Below are 18,506 nucleotides of genomic sequence, written 5' to 3'. Positions count from 1 at the left end.
TTTTTCCAGCACGTCCGTTTTGTTTGCTATGGGGCAATTACTCCGCCAGGAACTTCTCCAGCCGGGCCAGGCCCTCCTTGATGTTGTCCATGGAGGTGGCGTAGGACCAGCGGACGAAGTTGGGGGCGCCGAAGCCGGAGCCGGGCACCACGGCCACCAGGCCGTACTTCAGGAAGGCGTCGGCGAACACGTCGTCGTTGGTGATCTCCACGCCGTGGATGGTCTTGCCGATGAGCTGCTCCAGGTTCATCATCACGTAGAAGGCGCCCTCGGGCATGATGCAGCTGACGCCGGGGATGGCGTTCATGCGCTCCACGATGTAGTTGCGGCGCTCCTCAAAGGCCTTCTTCATGGTGAGCACCTCGTCCTGGGGACCGCTGAGGGCAGCGGCGGCGGCTTTTTGGGAGATGGCCACGGGAGAGCCGGTGGAGTGGCTGACGTAGTTGGCCATGACCTTGGCCACCTTCTCGTTGGCGCAGGCGTAGCCGATGCGCCAGCCGGTCATGGCGTAGGCCTTGGATACGCCGTTGATGAGGATGGTGCGCTCCTTGGCGTCGGCGCTGAGGGAGGCGAAGCTGGTGAACTCCCGGCCGTCATAGGCCAGGCAGGCGTAGATCTCGTCGGAGATGACATACAGGTCGGCCTTCTCGCACACGGCGGCCAGGGCCTGCAGCTCCTCCTTGCTGTACATCATGCCGGTGGGGTTGGAGGGGTTGTTGAGCATGATGGCCTTGGTCTTGGGGGTAATGGCGGCCTCCAGCTTGTCGGCGGTGAGCTTGAAGTGCTCGGCCTCGGTGGCGGTGACCACCACGGGCACGCCGCCCACCATCTTGATCAGCTCGATGTAGCTCACCCAGTAGGGCGCGGGCAGAATGACCTCGTCGCCGGGGTTGACAATGGCACGCAGGGCCAGGTACACCAGATGCTTGGCGCCGCTGCTCACCACCACCTGGGCGGGCTTGTAGTCCAGACCGTAGTCGGCCTTCATGCGGTCGCACACCGCCTGGCGCAGCTCCACGGTGCCGGCGGCGGGGGTGTAGCGGGTCACGTTGTTCTGGATGGCGGCAATGCCCGCCTCCTTGATGGCGTCGGGGGTGTTGAAGTCGGGCTCACCGGCGCCGAAACCGATCACGTCGATGCCGTCGGCCTTCATCTGCTTGAACATGGCGTCGATGGCCATGGTGGTGGACGCCTGGACGGCCTGGGCGATGGTAGACAGCTCTTTCAATGGAATCTCTCCCTTGTCACACATTTTCTTGACATATTATATGCGCCAACTTGCAAAATTGCAAGTCCTTATTTGAGAAACTTCCCGGTTTTTGAATGAGCAAGCTAGAGAAGATGCAAAAGAGCCGCCGCACATGGGTGCGGCGGCTCTTTTTCGGACGGTTGCGGGGCTCAGGCGTGCTTTCTGGCGCCCACCACACGGACAATGACGGTGCTGAGCACCAGGTTGATGGCCAGCTCCAGCAGGAAATTGACGCCGGTGAGACCGAAAATGATGTAGTATACCAGATCGGTGCCGCCGGCCCAGGCCACCAGGGTGTCGTGGAAGAACAGGGTCAGGCCGATGCAGAAGATGCCGGTATTGACCACCGGGCACAGGACACCGGCGGTGATGGACGCGGCCATGGGGCTGCGCCCCTCGATAGCCCGGAAGGCCACACCGGCCACCAGACCGGCCAGGGCGCCCTTGACGATGCACAGGACACAGGTCAGGAAGGGATTGGCGGTGAACAGGATGTTGCCGCCCACGTCCCAGCCCGCCACGCAGGCGATAAAGACCACCACACCGAACACGCCGCCCAGCCAGGCACCGGCGCTTGCGCCGTACAGGGCCGCGCCGATGATGATGGGGGCCAGGGCCAGGGTGATGGAGAAGGGTCCGAACTTGACGAAGCTGGCGACTACCTGCAGGACGATGATGATGGCCGTCAACAGGGCCAGTCCGGTCAGGCGTCTGGTTTTCTCGTTTGCTCTCATGATTGCTTACCTCCTGCTGCCGCTCCTCTTTGAGGATGCAGCGCATTTTATTTACCCACGGCAGCTGCCGTTGAGTACAAGGTCAGGTACGCCGGCTCTTGCGGGTGTTCTTCTGGTAGAGCAGATAGAGACCCCGCATGACCAGGTCGGCGTCGTAGTGAGCGGTGCGCTTGCAGTAGCGCAGGATACGGGGAGCGCTGCCGCCGGTGGCCACCACCGTGACCGGGCTGCCCGCCGCCTCCTCCAGGCGGTCGATGATCCCGTCCAGCATGGCGGCGTGGCCGTAGAGGGCGCCAGAGCGCATGGCCTCCTCAGTGGTGCGGCCCAGCAGTTCCACCGGAGCGGTGGACTCCAGGGAGATGGGCGACAGGGCGTCCGCCCTCGACCACATGGCCTCCAGGGCCAGGGTGAGGCCCGGCATGATGACGCAGCCCTCATACACGCTGCCCGAGATCAAAGAGGCGGAGGTTGCGGTGCCCAGGTCCACCATGACGATGGGGCTGGGATAGGCGGCCATGGCGGCCACCGCCGAGGCCACGATATCGCTGCCCAGCTGGTTGTGGATCTCCGCCTTGATGTTGAGCCCGGTTTTGATGCCGGGGCCCACCACCATGGGGGTCTTGCCAGTGAGCCGGGTCAGGGCGTCGGTAAAAATGGCGGTGAGAGGGGGCACCACGCTGGACAGGATGGCCCCGTCCACCCCGTGGATATCGGCGCCGTACAGGCCGAACACCCCCAGCAGATCAATGGCGCACTGGTCGCGGGTCTTACTCCTTGAGGTCTCCAGGGTGGCCCGGAAGGTCAGCTTCCCCGTTTCATCAAACAGGCCCACCGTGGTGGTGGAATTGCCCACGTCTACCGCCAGGATCATGCCGCCCGCTCCCTTCATTTGTGGTCTTCAAATCCAAAATATTGTAGCAGTTTTGGCGTGGAGCGTCAAGTAGGGGCGGCCCCTCATAAAAAGGAAGAGGCGGATTTCCGCCTCTTCCCTGTTTTCTTAAATCTTGGCGCAGATAAGGTCGCCCATCTGCTTGGTGCCGATGGGGGTGACCCCGGGCTCGGCGATGTCGGCGGTGCGCCAGCCCTCGGCCAGCACCCCGTCCACAGCAGCCTCCACCGCGTCGGCCTCGGCGGCCAGGTGGAAGGAGTAGCGGAACATCATGGCCACCGACAGGATGGTGGCGATGGGGTTGGCCTTGTCCTGGCCCGCGATGTCGGGAGCGGAGCCGTGGATGGGCTCGTACAGGCCGGGTGCGGTATCGCCGATGGAGGCGGAGGGCAGCAGGCCGATGGAGCCGGTGACCATGGAGGCCTCGTCGGACAGGATGTCGCCAAACATATTCTCGGTGACCACCACGTCGAACTGGCCGGGGTCACGGACCAGCTGCATGGCGCAGTTGTCCACCAGCACGTCCTCGTACTGAACGTCGGAGTACTCCTCCGCCAGCCGGTGCATGACGGACCGCCACAGACGGGAGGTCTCCAGCACGTTGGCCTTGTCCACGGAGGACACCTTCTTGCGGCGCAGGCGGGCCAGCTCAAAGGCCCGGCGGCCGATGCGCTCGATCTCCTTCTCGGAGTAAGCCATCCGGTCGGCGGCCTCCATGCCTCGGTCCTCAGTCTGATACTTCTCCCGCTGGCCGAAGTAGATGCCGCCGGTGAGCTCACGGACCATCATCAGGTCGATGCCCTTCTCGGCGGTCTCCTTCTTCAGGGGGCAGGCGTCCGCCATGGCGGGCCGCAGGGCAGCGGGGCGCAGGTTGGCGTACAGGCCCAGGTCCTTGCGGATGGCCAGCAGAGCAGTCTCGGGCCGCTGCTCGGCGGGCTTGTCGGAGCCCCACTTGGGGCCGCCCACGGCGCCCAGCAGGACGGCGTCGCAGGCCTTGCACTTCTCAGCGGTGCCGTCGGGGTAGCTCTTCCCCACCGCGTCGGTGGCGCAGCCGCCCAGCAGCACGTCCTCATAGGTAAAGCTGTGGCCGAACTTCTTGCCCACGGCCTCCAGCACCTTGACGGCCTCGCCTACTACCTCGGGGCCGATGCCGTCGCCCCGGATCAATGCGATTTTATAATTCATTTCGCCACACCTCGCGCTTTCAGGGAGTTGAGCAGTCCGCCGGCCTCAATGATGCCGTTGACGAAAGCCGGGAAGGGCGCAGCCTGCCAGGTCTTGCCCTGGGTCTCGTCGGTGATGGTGCCGGTGGCGAAGTCCACGCTCACCGTGTCCCCCGCCTGGATGGCGGCGGCAGCTTCGGGGCTCTCCATGATGGGCAGGCCGATGTTGATGGCGTTGCGGTAGAAAATGCGGGCAAAGGAGGGGGCGATGACGCACTTCACGCCGCAGGCCTTGATGGACAGGGGCGCGTGCTCCCGGGAGGAGCCGCAGCCGAAGTTGGAGCCCGCCACGATGATGTCGCCCCGCTCCATGGTGGAGGCGAAGTTGGCGTCAATGTCCTCCATGCAGTGGGAGGCCAGGGATTTTTCGTCGGGGGCGTTGAGGTACCGGGCGGGAATGATCACGTCGGTATCCACGTTGTCGCCGTACTTATATACTTTCATGCCTGAAAACCTCCTTACAGCTTCCGGGGATCGGCCACGCAGCCCGCCACCGCGGAAGCGGCAGCCACGGCGGGGTTGGCCAGAATGATCTCGGAGGACACGGGGCCCATGCGGCCCACGAAGTTGCGGTTGGTGGTGGAGATGGCCCGCTCGTTATCGGAGAGCACGCCCATGTGGCCGCCCAGGCAGGGGCCGCAGGTGGGAGTGGACACGGCGCAGCCCGCCTCGATGAAGATCTGGATCAGGCCCTCGGCCATGGCGTCCAGGGTGATCTGCTGGGTAGCAGGGATGACGATGCAGCGCACCCCGTCGGCCACCTTGCGGCCCTTGAGCACCGCCGCGGCCTGCCGCAGGTCGTCCAGGCGGCCGTTGGTGCAGGAGCCGATGACCACCTGGTCGATGTGGGTACCCTCCACCTGGTCGATGGTACGGGTGTTGGAGGGCAGATGGGGCAGCGCCACCGTGGGCTGGAGGGTGTTCAGGTCAATGACGATCTCCTGCTCGTATTCGGCGTCGGGATCGGCCTCCACGGCCTCCCAGGCGCGGGTCACCCGGCCCTCCAGATAAGCCCGGGTCTTGTCGTCCACCGGGAAGATGCCGTTCTTGGCGCCTGCCTCGATGGCCATGTTGGCAATGGTGAAGCGGTCGTCCATGGACAACTCCCCCACGCCCTCCCCGGCGAACTCCAGGGACTTGTACAGGGCGCCGTCCACGCCGATCATGCCGATCAGGTGGAGGATCACGTCCTTACCGGAGACATAGGGCTGGAGCTTGCCGGTGAGGGTGACCCTGATGGCGGCGGGCACCTTGAACCAGGCAAGGCCGGTGGCCATGCCGGCGGCCATGTCGGTGGAGCCCACGCCGGTGGAGAACATGCCCACGGCGCCGTAGGTGCAGGTGTGGGAGTCGGCGCCGATCATGCACTCGCCGGGGGCGGTGAGGCCCTTTTCGGGCAGCAGAGCGTGCTCCACGCCCATGCAGCCCACGTCGTAAAAGTGGGTGATATTGAATTCCTTGGCAAATTCCCGGGCCTGGGCACACAGCTGAGCGGACTTGATGTCCTTGCAGGGGGTGGAGTGGTCCAGTACCAGAGCGATCTTATCTTTATCAAATACCTGAGTCAGTCCCGCCTTGCGGAACTCGGTGATGGCGACGGGCGCGGTGATGTCGTTGCCCAGCACCAGGTCCAGCTTGGCCTCCACCAGCTGGCCGGGTACCACCTGGTCCAGTCCGGCGTGGCGGGCCAGGATCTTTTGGGTCATGGTCATTCCCATACGAGGGCGCCTCCTTATTTCTTGTTGGTATCAGCATACCATACCCCCTTGTCAGAAGAATGTAAACCATGCTACAATCTCCCTGTAGGGGCGGCTGACCGCCGCCCGTCCGAAAGGAGGAACCCGCCATGCTGCGCAACATCTGGACGCCCCTGGCCGACGGTCAGCCCATCCTGCACAAGGAGCCGGGCGAGCTCATCTATCTCCAGGACACCCGGGCGGAATGCTTTTATTATATTGTATCGGGCACCGCCAAGTGCTTCATCAGCTCCCCCGAGGGCGAGGAGCGTATCCTTACCCTCCCCCACGCCGGCGAGCTGATGGGCGAGGCCGCCTTCTTTGACGGTCAGCCCCGGGTGTCTTCCGCCATGGCGGTGACAAAATGTCAGCTGGTGGCGGTGGACCGGCGGCACCTGACCCAGGTCTTTGCCGCCCACCCCGACCTAGCTATTGCCATGCTGGAGGACCTGGCCCGCCGTGTGCGCATGCTGTCTGGCCACGTGGACGGCGACTTTCTCCAGGCCGACAAGCGCATCGCCCGCCACCTGCTGTCCATCCTGCCCTGGCCGGAGGACACGGTGCGCTGCACCCACGAGGAGATCGGCTCCTCGGTGGGCGTGAGCCGGGTGACGGTGAGCCGGGTGCTGGGCGAATTCGACAAAAAGGGCTGGATCAAGACGGGCTACAAGAGCCTGAAGCTGGTGGACCGGGCCGGTCTGGAGGCCTTTTTGCGGCAGCCTGGGGAGTGAACCGACCGGTTCCCCGAAAATCTTTTTGATTTCCCACAATTTTTCTGCTTTGTACTGTACATCCATGGAAGAAGCCGGTATAATAGAATGTCTGCAAAACACGAGAAAACCCGATTTATGGGGAGGAATTGGATTTGTTCACCATCAAGAGCTACGTGTTCCCCGAGACCCTGGAGGAAGCCGACGAGCTGCTCCAGCGGGACACCCGGACCAGCGTCATCCTGGGTGGCTGCTGCTGGCTGAAAATGGGCCGCCGCCGCATCAGCCGCGCCATCGACCTCACCCGGCTGGGCCTGGACCAGATCGAAGTGAAGGACGGCTGTCTGGAGCTGGGGGCCTCGGTCACCCTCCATCAGCTGGAGACCCACCCCGCCGTCACATCCCGCTTTGATGGCATTCTGGGCGAATGTGTGTCCCACATCGTGGGCGTGCCCTTCCGCAACTGCGCCACCGTGGGCGGCTCGGTCTTTTCCCGGTTCGGCTTCTCCGACCTGACCTGCGCCCTGCTGGCTTTGGACGCCATCGTGGTGCTCTATCGGGGCGGCGAGCTTCCCCTGGCGGAGTTCATGGCCTCCCCCATCGCCTTCAACGACATCCTGCTGAAGGTGCGCATCAAGGACGACGGCCGCCGGGCCGCCTACCAGAGCGTCCGCCGCTCCACCACCGACTTCCCCACCCTGGCCGCGGCGGTCAGCTGCCTGAACGGCCAGTGGACCGTGTCGGTGGGCGCCCGTCCCGCCCGGGCGGTGCGCTGCGAGAGCGCCGCCGCCTGCCTCAACGAGGACAAGGGGGCCGCTGCCGCCGGACAGGCGGCCGCTGAGGAGCTGACCTACGGCACCGACCTGCGGGCCGGGGCGGACTACCGGAAGAAGCTGGCTGCCGTGCTGGTGCGCCGGGCATCAGAGCAGTGCATGGAGGAGAACAAGGGATGAAAGTCAAGATCACCGTCAACGGGATGCTGTACAACAAGCACATCCCCAACGATATGATGCTGCTGGAGTTTCTGCGCAAGTACGGCTATGTCAGCGTGAAGCGCGGCTGCGACACCAGCAACTGCGGCCTGTGCACCGTGTGGGTGGAGGGCAAGCCGGTGCTGTCCTGCTCCTACCCCGCCGCCCGGGCCGACGGCCTCCACGTCACCACCCTGGAGGGCGTGAAGGACGAGGCCGCCTCCTTCGGCCGGTACATGACCGCCCAGGGCGCCGAGCAGTGCGGCTACTGCAGCCCCGGCTTCATCATGGCGGTGCTGGCCATGCGCCGGGAGCTCACCGACCCCACCGAGGAGGAGATCTCCAACTATCTGGCGGGCAACCTGTGCCGCTGCTCCGGCTACGCCGGTCAGACCCGGGCCCTGCGGGCCTGGCTCCGTGACAAGCCCTGGGAGAAGGAGGGGCAGGCATGAATCTGCGATATGTAAATCAGGCCATCCCCAAGCTGGACGGCGCCGCCCTCACCGGCGGCAAGGGCGTGTACACCGAGGACATGGTACCCCGTGACTGCCTGGTGGTGCAGGTGCTCCGCAGCCCCCACGCCCACGCCCGCATCAAGTCCATCCGCAAGGACGCCGCCAGCCGGGTGCCCGGCATTTCCTGCATCCTGACCTGGGAGGACGTGCCCCAGATCCGCTACACCCTGGCGGGCCAGTCCTACCCGGAGCCCTCCCCCTACGACCGCTACATCCTGGAGCGCACCGTCCGCTACGTGGGCGACCCGGTGGCCATCGTGGCCGGACGGGACAAGGACTGTGTGGCCAAGGCCCTGGGCATGATCCAGGTGAAGTACGACATCCTGGACCCCGTGCTGGACTTTGAGACCGCTCTGGACAATCCCACCGTGGTCCATCCCGAGGAGGACTACTTCCATCACTTCGACATCGGCGGCGACCCCAAGCGCAACCTGGTGTCCAGCGGCTGCGATTCTGACGGCGACGTAGATGCCGCCATGGCCGCCTGCGACGTGGTGGTGGACCGTACCTACTACACCAAGGCCAACGCCCAGGCCATGATGGAGACCTTCCGCACCTATACCTATCTGGACTACAACCGGCGGCTCAACGTGGTCACCTCCACCCAGGTGCCCTTCCACTGCCGCCGCACCATCGCCCGGGCCCTGGGCCTGCCCAAGAACATGGTGCGGGTGGTGAAGCCCCGCATCGGCGGCGGCTTCGGCGCCAAGCAGACCCTGGTCAGCGAGCTCTTCCCCGCCCTGGTCACCCTGCGCACCGGCAAGCCCGCCAAGATCGTCTACACCCGGAAGGAGTCCTTCCAGGCCTCCAACAGCCGTCACCAGATGCGGGTCCACGTGAAGGTGGGCGCCATGAAGGACGGCACCATCAAGGCGGTGGACATGCACGCCCTGTCCAACGCCGGCGCCTACGGCGAGTACGCCTCCACCACCATCGGTCTGGTAGGCCACAAGAGCATCCCCCTCTACGCCCGGCAGGCCGCCTTCCGCTTCTCCTGGGACGTGGTGTACACCAACACCATGGCCGCCGGCGCCTTCCGCGGCTACGGCGCCACCCAGGGCTGCTTTGCCATGGAGTCCGCCATGAACGAGCTGGCCGAGAAGCTGAACATGGACCCCGCCCAGCTGCGTCTCATGAACCTGCCCCACGTGGGCGAGCACATGGCCGCCTACTACAACGAGCCCCTCACCAGCTGCAAGCTGCCCCAGTGCATTGAGCGGGGCATGGAGATGATCGGCTGGAAGGAGAAATACCCCTGCGTCAAGGTGGACGACCACCGGGTCCGGGGCGTGGGCATGGCGGTGACCATGCAGGGCTCCGGCATCTCCGCCATCGACACCGCGTCGGTGACCATCAAGCTCAACGACGACGGCTACTACACCCTGATGATCGGCGCCACCGACATGGGCACCGGCTGCGACACCATCCTGGCCCAGATGGCCGCCGAGATCCTCAACTGCCCCATGGAGCGCATCACCGTGGACGGAGTGGACACCGACCACTCCCCCTTCGATACCGGCTCCTACGCCTCCAGCACCACCTACGTCACCGGCGCGGCGGTGGTGAAGGCCTGCACCGAGCTGAACGAGAAGATCGCCGCCGAGGGCGCCCGCCGCCTGAACATCCACCCCGAGCGGGCGGAGTTTGACGGCGACAAGGTGTACGACCGCACCAATCCCGAGACCTCCATCACCCTGGACAAGCTGGCCCAGGACCTGGTGGTGGGCGAGGGCACCCAGTGGCTCACCGCCAGCGCCAGCCATTGCAGCCCCACCTCTCCCCCGCCCTTCATGGCGGGCTTTGCCGAGGTGGAGGTGGACCTGGAGACCGGCGAGACCAAGGTCGTGGACTACGTGGGCGTGGTGGACTGCGGTACCGTCATCAACAAGAACCTGGCCCGGGTCCAGGCCGAGGGCGGCATCGCCCAGGGCATCGGCATGGCTCTGCTGGAGGACGTGAACTACGATCCCAAGGGCCAGATGGTCAACTCCACCTTCATGACCTACAAGATTCCCAGCCGCACCGACCTGCCCGAGATCCGGGTGGACTTCGAGGAGAGCTACGAGCCCAACGGCCCCTTCGGCGCCAAGTCCATCGGCGAGGTGGTCATCAATACCCCCTCCCCCGCCATCGCCCACGCGGTGTACAACGCCACCGGCGTGCGGGTACGCTCTCTGCCCATCACCGCCGAGAAGATCCTCATGGGCCGGGAAGTGTAAATTCCCCTCTGTATTATTTCAAGCTATAATACGTTTTGTAACAGGCGCGCTGTCCCCACCGGACGGCGCGCCTTTTTGCTTCGCATATTTCACGGCTTATCCCCATAGTTATGTAGAGAAAACGCCGGCTTAACATGGCCGAAGGAGGAATTGCCAGTGGAACAACGCAAGCTCTATGAGGATATCGCCCTGCGAACCGAGGGAGATATCTATATCGGCGTGGTGGGGCCGGTGCGGACTGGAAAATCCACGTTCATCAAGCGGTTCATGGAGACCATGGTCATCCCGGGCATCGAGAACGTCTACCGCCGGGAGCGGGCCAAGGATGAGCTGCCCCAGAGCGGCTCGGGCCGCACCATCATGACCGCCGAGCCCAAATTCGTCCCCGAGGAGGCGGTGGAGGTCACCATGGACAGCGGTGCCTCCTTCAAGGTGCGGCTCATCGACTGCGTGGGCTACCTGGTGCCCGGCGCGGTAGGCTCCCTGGAGGACGACACCCCCCGGATGGTGACCACCCCCTGGTTCTCCGAGCCCATCCCCATGACCGAGGCCGCCGAGATCGGCACCCGGAAGGTCATTGCCGAGCACTCTACCATCGGCATCGTGGTCACCACCGACGGCACCATCACCGACATCCCCCGGGAGGACTACCTGGAGGCGGAGGAGCGGGTCATCAGCGAGCTGAAAGAGCTGGGCAAACCCTTCCTGGTGGTGCTCAACTCCGCCCAGCCCCGGTCCGAGCGGGCCCAGGCCATCCGGGCAGACATCGCCAGCCGGTACGACGTGACGTGTATGTGCGTCAACTGCCTGGAGCTGGAGGAGGACGCGGTCACCGACATCATCAAGGGTGTCCTGTACGAGTTCCCGGTGAAGGAGCTGGACCTCTTCCTCCCCCCCTGGGTGGACGCCCTGCCCTGGGACCACCCCATCAAAAACGGCCTGTACGCCGCCATCCGGGAGAGCGCCAAGGGCATGCGGCGCATCCGGGACGTGGAGGGGGCCGTAGGGGCCATGGGGGCCTGCGACACGGTGAGCGCGGCCCGGATCACCTCCATGAACCTAGGCACCGGCCTGGCCGCCGCCGACCTGGAGCTGCCCCGCAGCCTCTTTTACGACACCCTGTCCCAGCAGTCGGGCTTCACCATCCACGACGACGGTGACCTGCTGGAGCTTTTGAGCCGCCTGTCCAAGATCAAGACCGAGTACGACAAGGTGGCTGGGGCCCTGGAGGAGGTCAAGGCCACCGGCTACGGCATCGTGGTGCCCGGCACCGACGAGCTGGTGCTGGAGGAGCCGGAGATTGTCCGCCAGGGCGGCCGGTACGGGGTGCGTCTCAAGGCCTCCGCCCCCTCCATCCACATGATTCGGGCCGACATCGAGACGGAGGTCTCCCCTATCGTGGGCAACGAAAAGCAGAGCGAGGAGATGGTCCATTTCCTGCTCCAGGAATTTGAGGGGGACACCAAAGCCATCTGGCAGTCCAACATTTTTGGCAAGTCCTTTCATGAACTGGTCAGCGAGGATCTCAACGGCAAGCTCAAGCGCATGCCGGAGGATGCCCGGGCCAAATTGCAGGAGACCCTCCAGCGGATCATCAACGAGGGCTCCGGCGGACTGATCTGCATCATCTTATAAAGAAAAGGCGCGCTGCGATATGCAGCGCGCCTTTTGTACGCGGTAAGCGAACTTACAGCTTGTTGACAAAGTCCATGGGGACGTAGGTCACGCCGTCACGGACATAGGCGTAGGTGCTCAGCTCCACATCGTTGCCGTTGGCATCGGTGCAGGCATAGCCCTTGGGATAGAAGAACGCGGGATCGTCGTTGGGGGTAAAGGTATAGCTGGTAGCGCCCTTGGCGACGGTGATGCTGCCGCTGTCCCAGGACACGCTGTAGCCCTTGTACTCGGCGATCTGACGCAGAGGCACGTCAGCCACGAAGGTCTTCAGGGTGCGGCCGGCGGCCCGGCCGGTGTTGAACATCATGGTGGTCAGCAGGTTGGCGTACAGGTTGTCGGTCAGACCCATCTCCCGCTCGGCCATCTGGATGCCCAGCTCGGTGACGTAGGCGTCGCCGGCGGCGCGGCTCTCAGCGTACTTGGCCTGCATGGTCTTGGAGGCGTCCATCATCTCATCGTACATGATGTGCTCCTGCAGATCCCAGAAATCCATAACGCCCTTGCTGTAGAGGGAGCGGTTCTGCTCGGCCAGGGTGCAGACGCGCTTGAACATCCAGAACGCGCCGCTGGGATCATAGACCTCGCCGTCCACCTTGTAGGCGGGAGCGGTGTCGTTGATGCCGGAGAAGTGGGGGACGAACACGGAGTGCTGGGCGTTGCCCAGGCAGATCCAGTCGATGGCGGCACACTCAGCGGGCCACTCGGGGAAGGTCTGGAGCACATGGATCTGGGAGGAGCGCTCGGTGCCGATGACGCGGTTGTTCTCCTGGCCGGGCAGGGTCACGTCCAGAGGAGTGCCCTCCAGCCGGTTGCGGTAGACGTCCATGACGGTCAGGACGCTGACCTTCTCATCGGGGGTGTAGAACAGGGGGTAGAACTCGCCGCTCTTGTAGTCGCCGGCCTTGGAGGGGGCCAGGATGGTCATGCCGGCCCAGTTGCGCATGGCGTTGTAGTCCTCGCGGGTGTTGTTGCAGACGGACTTGGCCAGGTGATACTTCTCACCCTCCTTGACCGCCAGACCCAGCTTGTCGATGGTCTCAAACAGGCCGTCGGAGTAGTAGTAGCCGTCCTCGGGGGTGGCCTTGGGGTCCACCAGCCCGATCATGTTGTGGTTGCCGAACACGGCGACCTGGTCGTCGGGCATCTTCATGGCGCAGTAGTGATGGCCGCTGTAGATCTCCACGATCCAGGCTTCCTTCTGGTCGGTGATCATGACGGTGTTGCCCTCTTCGGAGCCGTAGTCGTCCACGTAGCCCAGCAGGACCTCAACGCCCTCACGGGCAGTCTTGGACACAGCGGCCACGGTGGCGGCCAGGATGGCCTCGCGCAGGCCGGGCTCCACGAAGGGATCCTCCGCCTCCCAGGCCTCGCAGGTGGAGGTGGAGACAGTGGCGGAGATGCTCACGCCGTACTCATTGGTGCAGGAACCGGGATACATGCCGTCGTCGCCCCGGGTGTAATCGGGCACGTAGTTGTACTTGTAGGTGGTAGCGGGCAGAGGGATCTTGAATCCGGTAGCCGTATCCTCGATGTAGCGGCCGGGCACATTCTCCACTCTGGGCTGAACAACGAACATCTTGTTGTAGGCGCCGTTGCTCTGGTCCTCGCTGCGGGCAATCATGTACGAGCCATCTGTGCTGACATCCTTACCGACGTACACGCCGGTACAGGCCAGGGCGCTGGTGCTCAGCAGCATCGTGCCGGCCAGCACCGCGGACAGAACGCGAAGGGACTTCTTCATAATTGTACACCTCTCCTTTTTTGATTCGGGTCCGGGGTCGCAGAAATAAGTTCCCTCCTTTCGTTCCGATGGTTCCGACAGATTCCGGTTGCTCCGGTAGCAATCAAATAGTTGCACAAATTCAACCATTTGTCAACACATATAATTGTAATAACATCTAATAAGTAGAAGAAGCGGGGCGTTCCGACTGTTTTTGTCGGAACACCCCGCGGTTTATTTGATCACTGCATGGATTCCACGATGGAGTCTGCCAGGGACTCCAGCTCGGCGGCCTTGTCGGCGTGGAGAGCGGAGGCGATGGACAGGCGGTCGTTGATGACCGTCATATTCTTCAGCTCCTCGTCCACAAACTTCTGCATCAGATCGCCGGACTTGGGCGCCCAGGAGCCGTTCTCCACGATGGCGAAGGTACGGTTCTGGAGGTTGAGGCCCTTCAGGTGCATGAGATAGTCGTGCATGACGGGATAGATCCCCAGGTTGTAAGTGACGCTGGCCAGCACAATGTGGCTCAGCCGGAAGGACTCGCTGACCAGGTAGGACACATGGGTGTTGGACACGTCGTACACATGCACGTTGGTGACGCCCTTCTCGCACAGCTTGGCGGCCAGGGCCTGGGCGGCGGCTTCGGTGTTGCCGTACATGGAGGCGTAGGCAATGAGCACGCCCTTCTCCTCCGGCTCGTAGCGGCTCCACTTGTCATACTTGTCGATGAAGTAGCCCAGATCCTTCCGCCACACGGGACCGTGGAGGGGGCAGATGTACTTGATCTGGTCCAGGATCGTGCCGGCCTTTTTCAGCAGCAGCTGGATGTGGGGGCCGTACTTGCCCACGATATTGGTGAGGTAGCGCCGGGCGTCGTCGATCCAGTCCCGGTCGAAGTTGACCTCATCGGCAAAGAGCTTGCCGTCCAGGGCGCCGAAGGTGCCAAAGGCGTCGGCGGAGAAGAGCGCGCCGTTGGTGGTGTCAAAGGTGACCATGGCCTCGGGCCAGTGGACCATGGGGGCGGCCACAAAGGTGACGTTGTGCTTGCCGAAGGAGAAGGTGTCCCCCTCCTTGACCTCGATGAGCTCATGGCCGTCGACCTGGAATCCGAACTGGCGCATGAAGAGGAAGGATTTCTCCGTGGAGATGACCTTCACGTCGGGCCAGCGCAGCAGGATCTCCTCGATGGAAGCGCCGTGATCGGGCTCCATGTGGTTGATAACCAGGTAGTCCAGGGGGCGCTCCCCCAGCAGATGCTCCACGTTCTCCAGCAGCTGGCGGCACACAGACCAGTCCACGGTGTCAAAGAGGACGGTCTTTTCGTCCAGCAGCAGGTAGGCGTTGTAGCTGACGCCACGGGGGATGGGATGGATATTTTCAAACAGGTGGAGCCGGTGGTCGTTGGCGCCGACCCAGTACAGGTTTTCCGTCACGTTGCGGACACAATACATGGTAGTCCCTCCTTCTATATGGTCGCGCCGATCGGCGCATTTGTGTCATTGACTGCGTTTTCCGGCACAGCCGGTATGGGCGCTCAGGCCTCGATGAACATCTCCTTGCCCTCGGCGCACTCGGGGCACACCCAATCCTCAGGCAGAGTCTCGAACAGGGTGCCGGGAGCCACCTCGGCGTCGGGATCGCCCAGCTCGGGCACATACTCGTAGCCGCAGCCGCCGCACACATAACGCTTGCCGATGGGCTCGGGCTTGGGGGGCGCGGGGCGCTTCATCTTCACCATGGGGGGCGCGGGCTGCTTCTCGCCGGTATCCAGCGCGGCGGCCAGCAGAGGCAGGATCTCGTTGACGTCGCCCACGATGCCGTAGTCGCAGTTCTTGAAGATGGGGGCGTTGCCGTTCTTGTTGATGGCCACGATGGTGGAGGCATCCTTGATGCCCTTCAGGTGCTGGATGGCGCCCGAGATGCCGCAGGCGATGTACAGGTTGCCCTTGAACTTCTGGCCGGACATACCCACATACCGGTCCAGGGGCACATACTTCAGCGTCTCAGCCACCGGGCGGGAGGAGCCCACGGCGGCGCCGGCTGCCTTAGCCAGATTCTCAATGAGCTTCATGTTCTTCTTGTCCCCGATGCCCTGACCGGCGGAAACCACACGCTCGGCCTGGCTGATGGGGGTGTCCATGGGGATACCCACGGTGAAGTCGTGGCCGTCCTTCTTCAGGTGCTCCACCAGAGCGTTGACCTGATCGTCGGCGCTTCCCTCCTTCAGCAGGATGCGCTTGCGCACGCCGGTAACGGGGGCGGGCTTCTTGGGCCGGCTGGAGGAGCCGCTCTCGCTCTTTGGGGGCTTGCCCATGATAGCGGAGGAGATAACCACTCGCTGGATCTCGTTGGTGCCCTCGTAGATGGTGGTGATCTTGGCGTCCCGGTACATCCGCTCCACATCCATGCCCTTGAGGAAGCCGGTGCCGCCGAAGATCTGAACCGCGTCGTTGGTGACCTCCAGGGCGATGTCGGAGGCGTACATCTTGGCCATGGCCGACTCGGTGCCGTAGGGCTCGTGGTGCTCCTTCAGGTCGGCAGCGGAGTAGACCAGCAGCCGGGCACAGCGGAGCTTGGTGGCCATGTCGGCCAGCTTGAAGCCGATGGACTGGTTGAAGCCGATGGGCTTGCCGAACTGGACCCGCTCCTTGGCGTACTCCACGGCGGCCTCATAGGCCCCCTGGGCAATGCCCAGCGCCTGAGCCGCGATGCCGATGCGGCCGCCGTCCAGGGTGGACATGGCGATCTTAAAGCCCTGGCCCTCCTTGCCCAGCAGGTTTTCCTTGGGCACCTTCACGTCGTTGAAGATGAGCTCGGCGGTGGAGGAGGAACGAATGCCCATCTTGTCGTAGTGGTCGCCGAAGGTGAAGCCCTCCCAACCCTTCTCCACGATGAAGGCGGAGATGCCCCGGGTGCCGATGTCGGGGGTGGTCACCGCAAAGACCACATAGGTGTCCGCCTTGGGGGCGTTGGTGATGAATATCTTGCCGCCGTTGAGGAGCCAGTGGTCCCCCTTGTCCACGGCGGTGGTCTCAGTGCCGCCGGCGTCGGAACCGGCGTTTGGCTCGGTGAGGCCGAAAGCGCCAATCTTCTCGCCGCGGGTCAGAGGCACCAGGTACTTCTGCTTCTGCTCCTCGGTGCCGTAGGCGAAGATGGGCCAGGAGCCCAGGGACACGTGGGCCGACAGGATGACGCCGGTGCCGCCGTCTACCCGGGACAGCTCCTCCACCGCAATGGCATAGCTCAGGGCGTCCAGCCCGGCGCCGCCGTACTCCTTGGGATAGGGGATGCCCATGAGCCCCATCTCCCCCAGCTTCTTGATAGCCTCGTCGGGAAAGAGATTCTCCTTGTCCATCAGGAAGGCCTGGGGTTTGACTTCCGCTTCCGCAAATGCCCGGATCTTGGCCCGCAGGGCCTCGTGTTGCTCCGTGGTCTTGAACAGCATGGTGTCGTCCTCCTTGTCTGTATTTAAAATCAATAATGAGAATCATTATTTTGTAAGACCATCCTAACACAGTGAAGTACACTATGTCAATAGGAATTATGGCATTTTAACAAAATATTTCCCATATGAAAACCAGGAATTAGAAGAACAGACAGCGCGTCCCACACAAAGTGAGGCGCGCTGTCTGTTCATTGGGCGCAATATTGTTCTTTGAGCACCGCCATCAGGGCCTGAATGCGGCTGTCCTTGATGGAATAGGTGACGAACTGGCCGTGCTTTTCCGCCTGGACCAGTCCCCCGTCCTTCAGCTTGTGCAGGTGCTGGGACAGGGCGGGGCCGGTGATGTTGGGCACGCTCTCCCCCAGTTCCCCCACCGTCCTAGGCCCGTCCAGCAGGGCGCACAGGATGAGCAGCCGGTTCTCATTGGCCATCTGGGCCATCAGTTCGGCGATGGTTTTGGCCTTTTCCCGCAGTTGTTCGTCCATAATCCTTACCTCCGGCAGCCGGAGCAGGAGGCGCAGCCCTCCGCCGGGGCCTTGCCCGAGCGCAGGGTGCAGATCAGCTGGGTCATGGTGCCCATGGGGCAGAACACGCACCAGGTCCGGGGCTTGAAGAGCACCATGACGATGAGACCGATAAGGGTGGATGTGAGCATGATGGAGTAGAATCCGAAGGCGAACTGGGCCACCCAGGGGGCAAAGAGGGTGCCATGATAGGCCCAGTGCCAGGGCACTTTGAAGGTCCAGAACAGCTTGACGAACTCCCCGATGTCACGGGCTCCCGCCCCCACCAGGTAGGTGGTGAAGAGCATCTGGAAGAACATGATGAAGAAAAAGATGAGGAAGCCGTAGCGGAACACCTTGGAGCGCATCCACCGGGGGGTGGGCCTGTTGCGGGACAGCTTCAGCCGCCCGCCCAGCAGGGACAGGAACTGGCCCCGGTCACAGTAGCGGTTACAGTACAGCTTGCTGCCGCCGAAGATGGCAATGAGCAGGGGCAGACAGAAGAAGATCATGCCCAGCCAGGCAAAGAGAATGTTGAAGAACCCCAGCCCCAGATAGATGGGGGTGACGATCCACAGATAGTCGTACCAGTGCTTCTTCCTGTTCATACCTCCACCTCCCGGTTCATGAGCTCAATGGTGCCCGCCGGGCACTCCTTGGCACACTTGCCGCAGCCCACGCACTTCTCCCGGTCCACCCGGGCGACCACGCCCCGCCAGACCGAGATGGCCGATAGGGGGCATACCTTGACACAGCAACCGCAGGCCACGCAGTGCTTCCCGACGGCGGCATAACGCTTGGACGCCATATCTTGTCCTCCCATTAGTTAAGCATTTAAGCAATTTCTAATATAACAGATAACCGAAAGAAATGCAAGGGAAAAAAAGAGGGCCTGCCGCAAGTTGCGGCAGG

17 protein-coding genes are annotated in these 18,506 nt (G+C 63.3%); 5 read left to right on the top strand and 12 right to left on the bottom strand.

From position 1 onward, the window contains the following. Positions 1-37: 37 nt before the first annotated feature. The 6 genes from J9789_RS05345 to leuC form a co-directional block, all read right to left on the bottom strand. Entirely contained in the window at positions 38-1,228 is a 1,191-nt protein-coding gene (locus J9789_RS05345; protein ID WP_245185081.1) for a pyridoxal phosphate-dependent aminotransferase, read from the bottom strand. Positions 1,229-1,398: 170 nt separating this feature from the next. Beyond that, positions 1,399-1,983 (bottom strand): ECF transporter S component, encoded by a 585-nt coding sequence (locus J9789_RS05340; RefSeq protein ID WP_209343249.1) that lies wholly within the window; start codon positions 1,981-1,983, stop codon positions 1,399-1,401. Positions 1,984-2,065: 82 nt separating this feature from the next. After that, positions 2,066-2,854, bottom strand: a complete 789-nt coding sequence (locus J9789_RS05335) for a type III pantothenate kinase (protein WP_209343240.1) — start codon at positions 2,852-2,854, stop codon at positions 2,066-2,068. 126 nt (positions 2,855-2,980) lie between these two features. Then, on the bottom strand, positions 2,981-4,057 hold the full coding sequence (leuB, locus tag J9789_RS05330) for a 3-isopropylmalate dehydrogenase (protein WP_209343236.1): 1,077 nt from the start codon (positions 4,055-4,057) through the stop codon (positions 2,981-2,983). Then, on the bottom strand, positions 4,054-4,539 hold the full coding sequence (locus tag J9789_RS05325) for a 3-isopropylmalate dehydratase small subunit (RefSeq protein ID WP_209343228.1): 486 nt from the start codon (positions 4,537-4,539) through the stop codon (positions 4,054-4,056). Before J9789_RS05325 ends, leuB begins: the two co-directional genes overlap by 4 nt. 14 nt (positions 4,540-4,553) lie before the next feature. Beyond that, complete coding sequence (gene leuC, locus J9789_RS05320; RefSeq protein WP_209343225.1) at positions 4,554-5,813, bottom strand: 3-isopropylmalate dehydratase large subunit; 1,260 nt, start codon at positions 5,811-5,813, stop codon at positions 4,554-4,556. A 128-nt stretch (positions 5,814-5,941) separates the two neighbouring features. Here leuC and J9789_RS05315 point away from each other — a divergent pair, with 128 nt between their 5' ends. From J9789_RS05315 to spoIVA, 5 genes are all read left to right on the top strand, one after another. Then, entirely contained in the window at positions 5,942-6,562 is a 621-nt protein-coding gene (locus J9789_RS05315) for a Crp/Fnr family transcriptional regulator (RefSeq protein ID WP_209343218.1), read from the top strand. A 134-nt stretch (positions 6,563-6,696) separates the two neighbouring features. Continuing rightward, positions 6,697-7,494 carry an FAD binding domain-containing protein gene (locus tag J9789_RS05310; RefSeq protein ID WP_209343216.1) on the top strand — a complete coding sequence of 266 codons (798 nt, stop codon included), beginning with the start codon at positions 6,697-6,699 and terminating at the stop codon, positions 7,492-7,494. Continuing rightward, complete coding sequence (locus J9789_RS05305) at positions 7,491-7,964, top strand: 2Fe-2S iron-sulfur cluster-binding protein (protein WP_209343214.1); 474 nt, start codon at positions 7,491-7,493, stop codon at positions 7,962-7,964. The genes J9789_RS05310 and J9789_RS05305 overlap by 4 nt, the downstream gene beginning before the upstream one ends. Positions 7,965-7,966: 2 nt before the next feature. Next, entirely contained in the window at positions 7,967-10,246 is a 2,280-nt protein-coding gene (locus J9789_RS05300) for a molybdopterin cofactor-binding domain-containing protein (protein WP_209343741.1), read from the top strand. A gap of 156 nt (positions 10,247-10,402) precedes the next feature. Next, a complete protein-coding gene (spoIVA, locus tag J9789_RS05295) occupies positions 10,403-11,881 on the top strand; it encodes a stage IV sporulation protein A (RefSeq protein WP_209343206.1) in 1,479 nt (492 codons plus the stop codon). Between the two features lie 52 nt (positions 11,882-11,933). Here the strand turns inward: spoIVA and J9789_RS05290 are convergent, their stop codons facing one another. The 6 genes from J9789_RS05290 to J9789_RS05265 all read right to left on the bottom strand — a co-directional run bounded on the left by J9789_RS05290 (position 11,934) and on the right by J9789_RS05265 (position 18,402). Then, positions 11,934-13,664: a C69 family dipeptidase gene (locus J9789_RS05290; RefSeq protein WP_209343195.1), complete on the bottom strand. Its 1,731-nt coding sequence runs from the start codon at positions 13,662-13,664 to the stop codon at positions 11,934-11,936. Positions 13,665-13,885: 221 nt separating this feature from the next. Beyond that, positions 13,886-15,097, bottom strand: coding sequence for an FprA family A-type flavoprotein (locus tag J9789_RS05285; protein ID WP_209343193.1), 1,212 nt, complete (start codon positions 15,095-15,097; stop codon positions 13,886-13,888). Between the two features lie 83 nt (positions 15,098-15,180). Continuing rightward, complete coding sequence (locus tag J9789_RS05280; RefSeq protein ID WP_209343184.1) at positions 15,181-17,091, bottom strand: acyl-CoA dehydrogenase family protein; 1,911 nt, start codon at positions 17,089-17,091, stop codon at positions 15,181-15,183. Positions 17,092-17,279: 188 nt separating this feature from the next. Continuing rightward, on the bottom strand, positions 17,280-17,576 hold the full coding sequence (locus J9789_RS05275; protein ID WP_245185078.1) for a metalloregulator ArsR/SmtB family transcription factor: 297 nt from the start codon (positions 17,574-17,576) through the stop codon (positions 17,280-17,282). Positions 17,577-17,581: 5 nt separating this feature from the next. Next, entirely contained in the window at positions 17,582-18,202 is a 621-nt protein-coding gene (locus J9789_RS05270) for a 4Fe-4S binding protein (RefSeq protein ID WP_209343183.1), read from the bottom strand. Continuing rightward, positions 18,199-18,402: a 4Fe-4S binding protein gene (locus J9789_RS05265; RefSeq protein ID WP_209343181.1), complete on the bottom strand. Its 204-nt coding sequence runs from the start codon at positions 18,400-18,402 to the stop codon at positions 18,199-18,201. The genes J9789_RS05270 and J9789_RS05265 overlap by 4 nt, the downstream gene beginning before the upstream one ends. Positions 18,403-18,506: the final 104 nt, after the last annotated feature.

This window comes from Flavonifractor sp. AGMB03687, from assembly GCF_017811815.1.
In the GTDB taxonomy this organism is placed as follows: domain Bacteria; phylum Bacillota; class Clostridia; order Oscillospirales; family Oscillospiraceae; genus Flavonifractor.
This window is presented reverse-complemented; position numbering and strand designations above follow the sequence as displayed.

Excerpts from the sequence above, each read along its gene's own strand:
- J9789_RS05335 (WP_209343240.1), bottom strand. The coding sequence starts at position 2,854 with ATGATCCTGGCGGTAGACGTGGGCAATTCCACCACCACGGTGGGCCTG.
- J9789_RS05315 (WP_209343218.1), top strand. The coding sequence starts at position 5,942 with ATGCTGCGCAACATCTGGACGCCCCTGGCCGACGGTCAGCCCATCCTG.
- J9789_RS05290 (WP_209343195.1), bottom strand. The coding sequence starts at position 13,664 with ATGAAGAAGTCCCTTCGCGTTCTGTCCGCGGTGCTGGCCGGCACGATG.
- J9789_RS05285 (WP_209343193.1), bottom strand. The coding sequence starts at position 15,097 with ATGTATTGTGTCCGCAACGTGACGGAAAACCTGTACTGGGTCGGCGCC.
- J9789_RS05305 (WP_209343214.1), top strand. The coding sequence starts at position 7,491 with ATGAAAGTCAAGATCACCGTCAACGGGATGCTGTACAACAAGCACATC.
- leuB (WP_209343236.1), bottom strand. The coding sequence starts at position 4,057 with ATGAATTATAAAATCGCATTGATCCGGGGCGACGGCATCGGCCCCGAG.
- J9789_RS05265 (WP_209343181.1), bottom strand. The coding sequence starts at position 18,402 with ATGGCGTCCAAGCGTTATGCCGCCGTCGGGAAGCACTGCGTGGCCTGC.
- J9789_RS05280 (WP_209343184.1), bottom strand. The coding sequence starts at position 17,091 with ATGCTGTTCAAGACCACGGAGCAACACGAGGCCCTGCGGGCCAAGATC.
- J9789_RS05325 (WP_209343228.1), bottom strand. The coding sequence starts at position 4,539 with ATGAAAGTATATAAGTACGGCGACAACGTGGATACCGACGTGATCATT.
- J9789_RS05275 (WP_245185078.1), bottom strand. The coding sequence starts at position 17,576 with ATGGACGAACAACTGCGGGAAAAGGCCAAAACCATCGCCGAACTGATG.
- J9789_RS05270 (WP_209343183.1), bottom strand. The coding sequence starts at position 18,202 with ATGAACAGGAAGAAGCACTGGTACGACTATCTGTGGATCGTCACCCCC.
- leuC (WP_209343225.1), bottom strand. The coding sequence starts at position 5,813 with ATGGGAATGACCATGACCCAAAAGATCCTGGCCCGCCACGCCGGACTG.
- J9789_RS05340 (WP_209343249.1), bottom strand. The coding sequence starts at position 1,983 with ATGAGAGCAAACGAGAAAACCAGACGCCTGACCGGACTGGCCCTGTTG.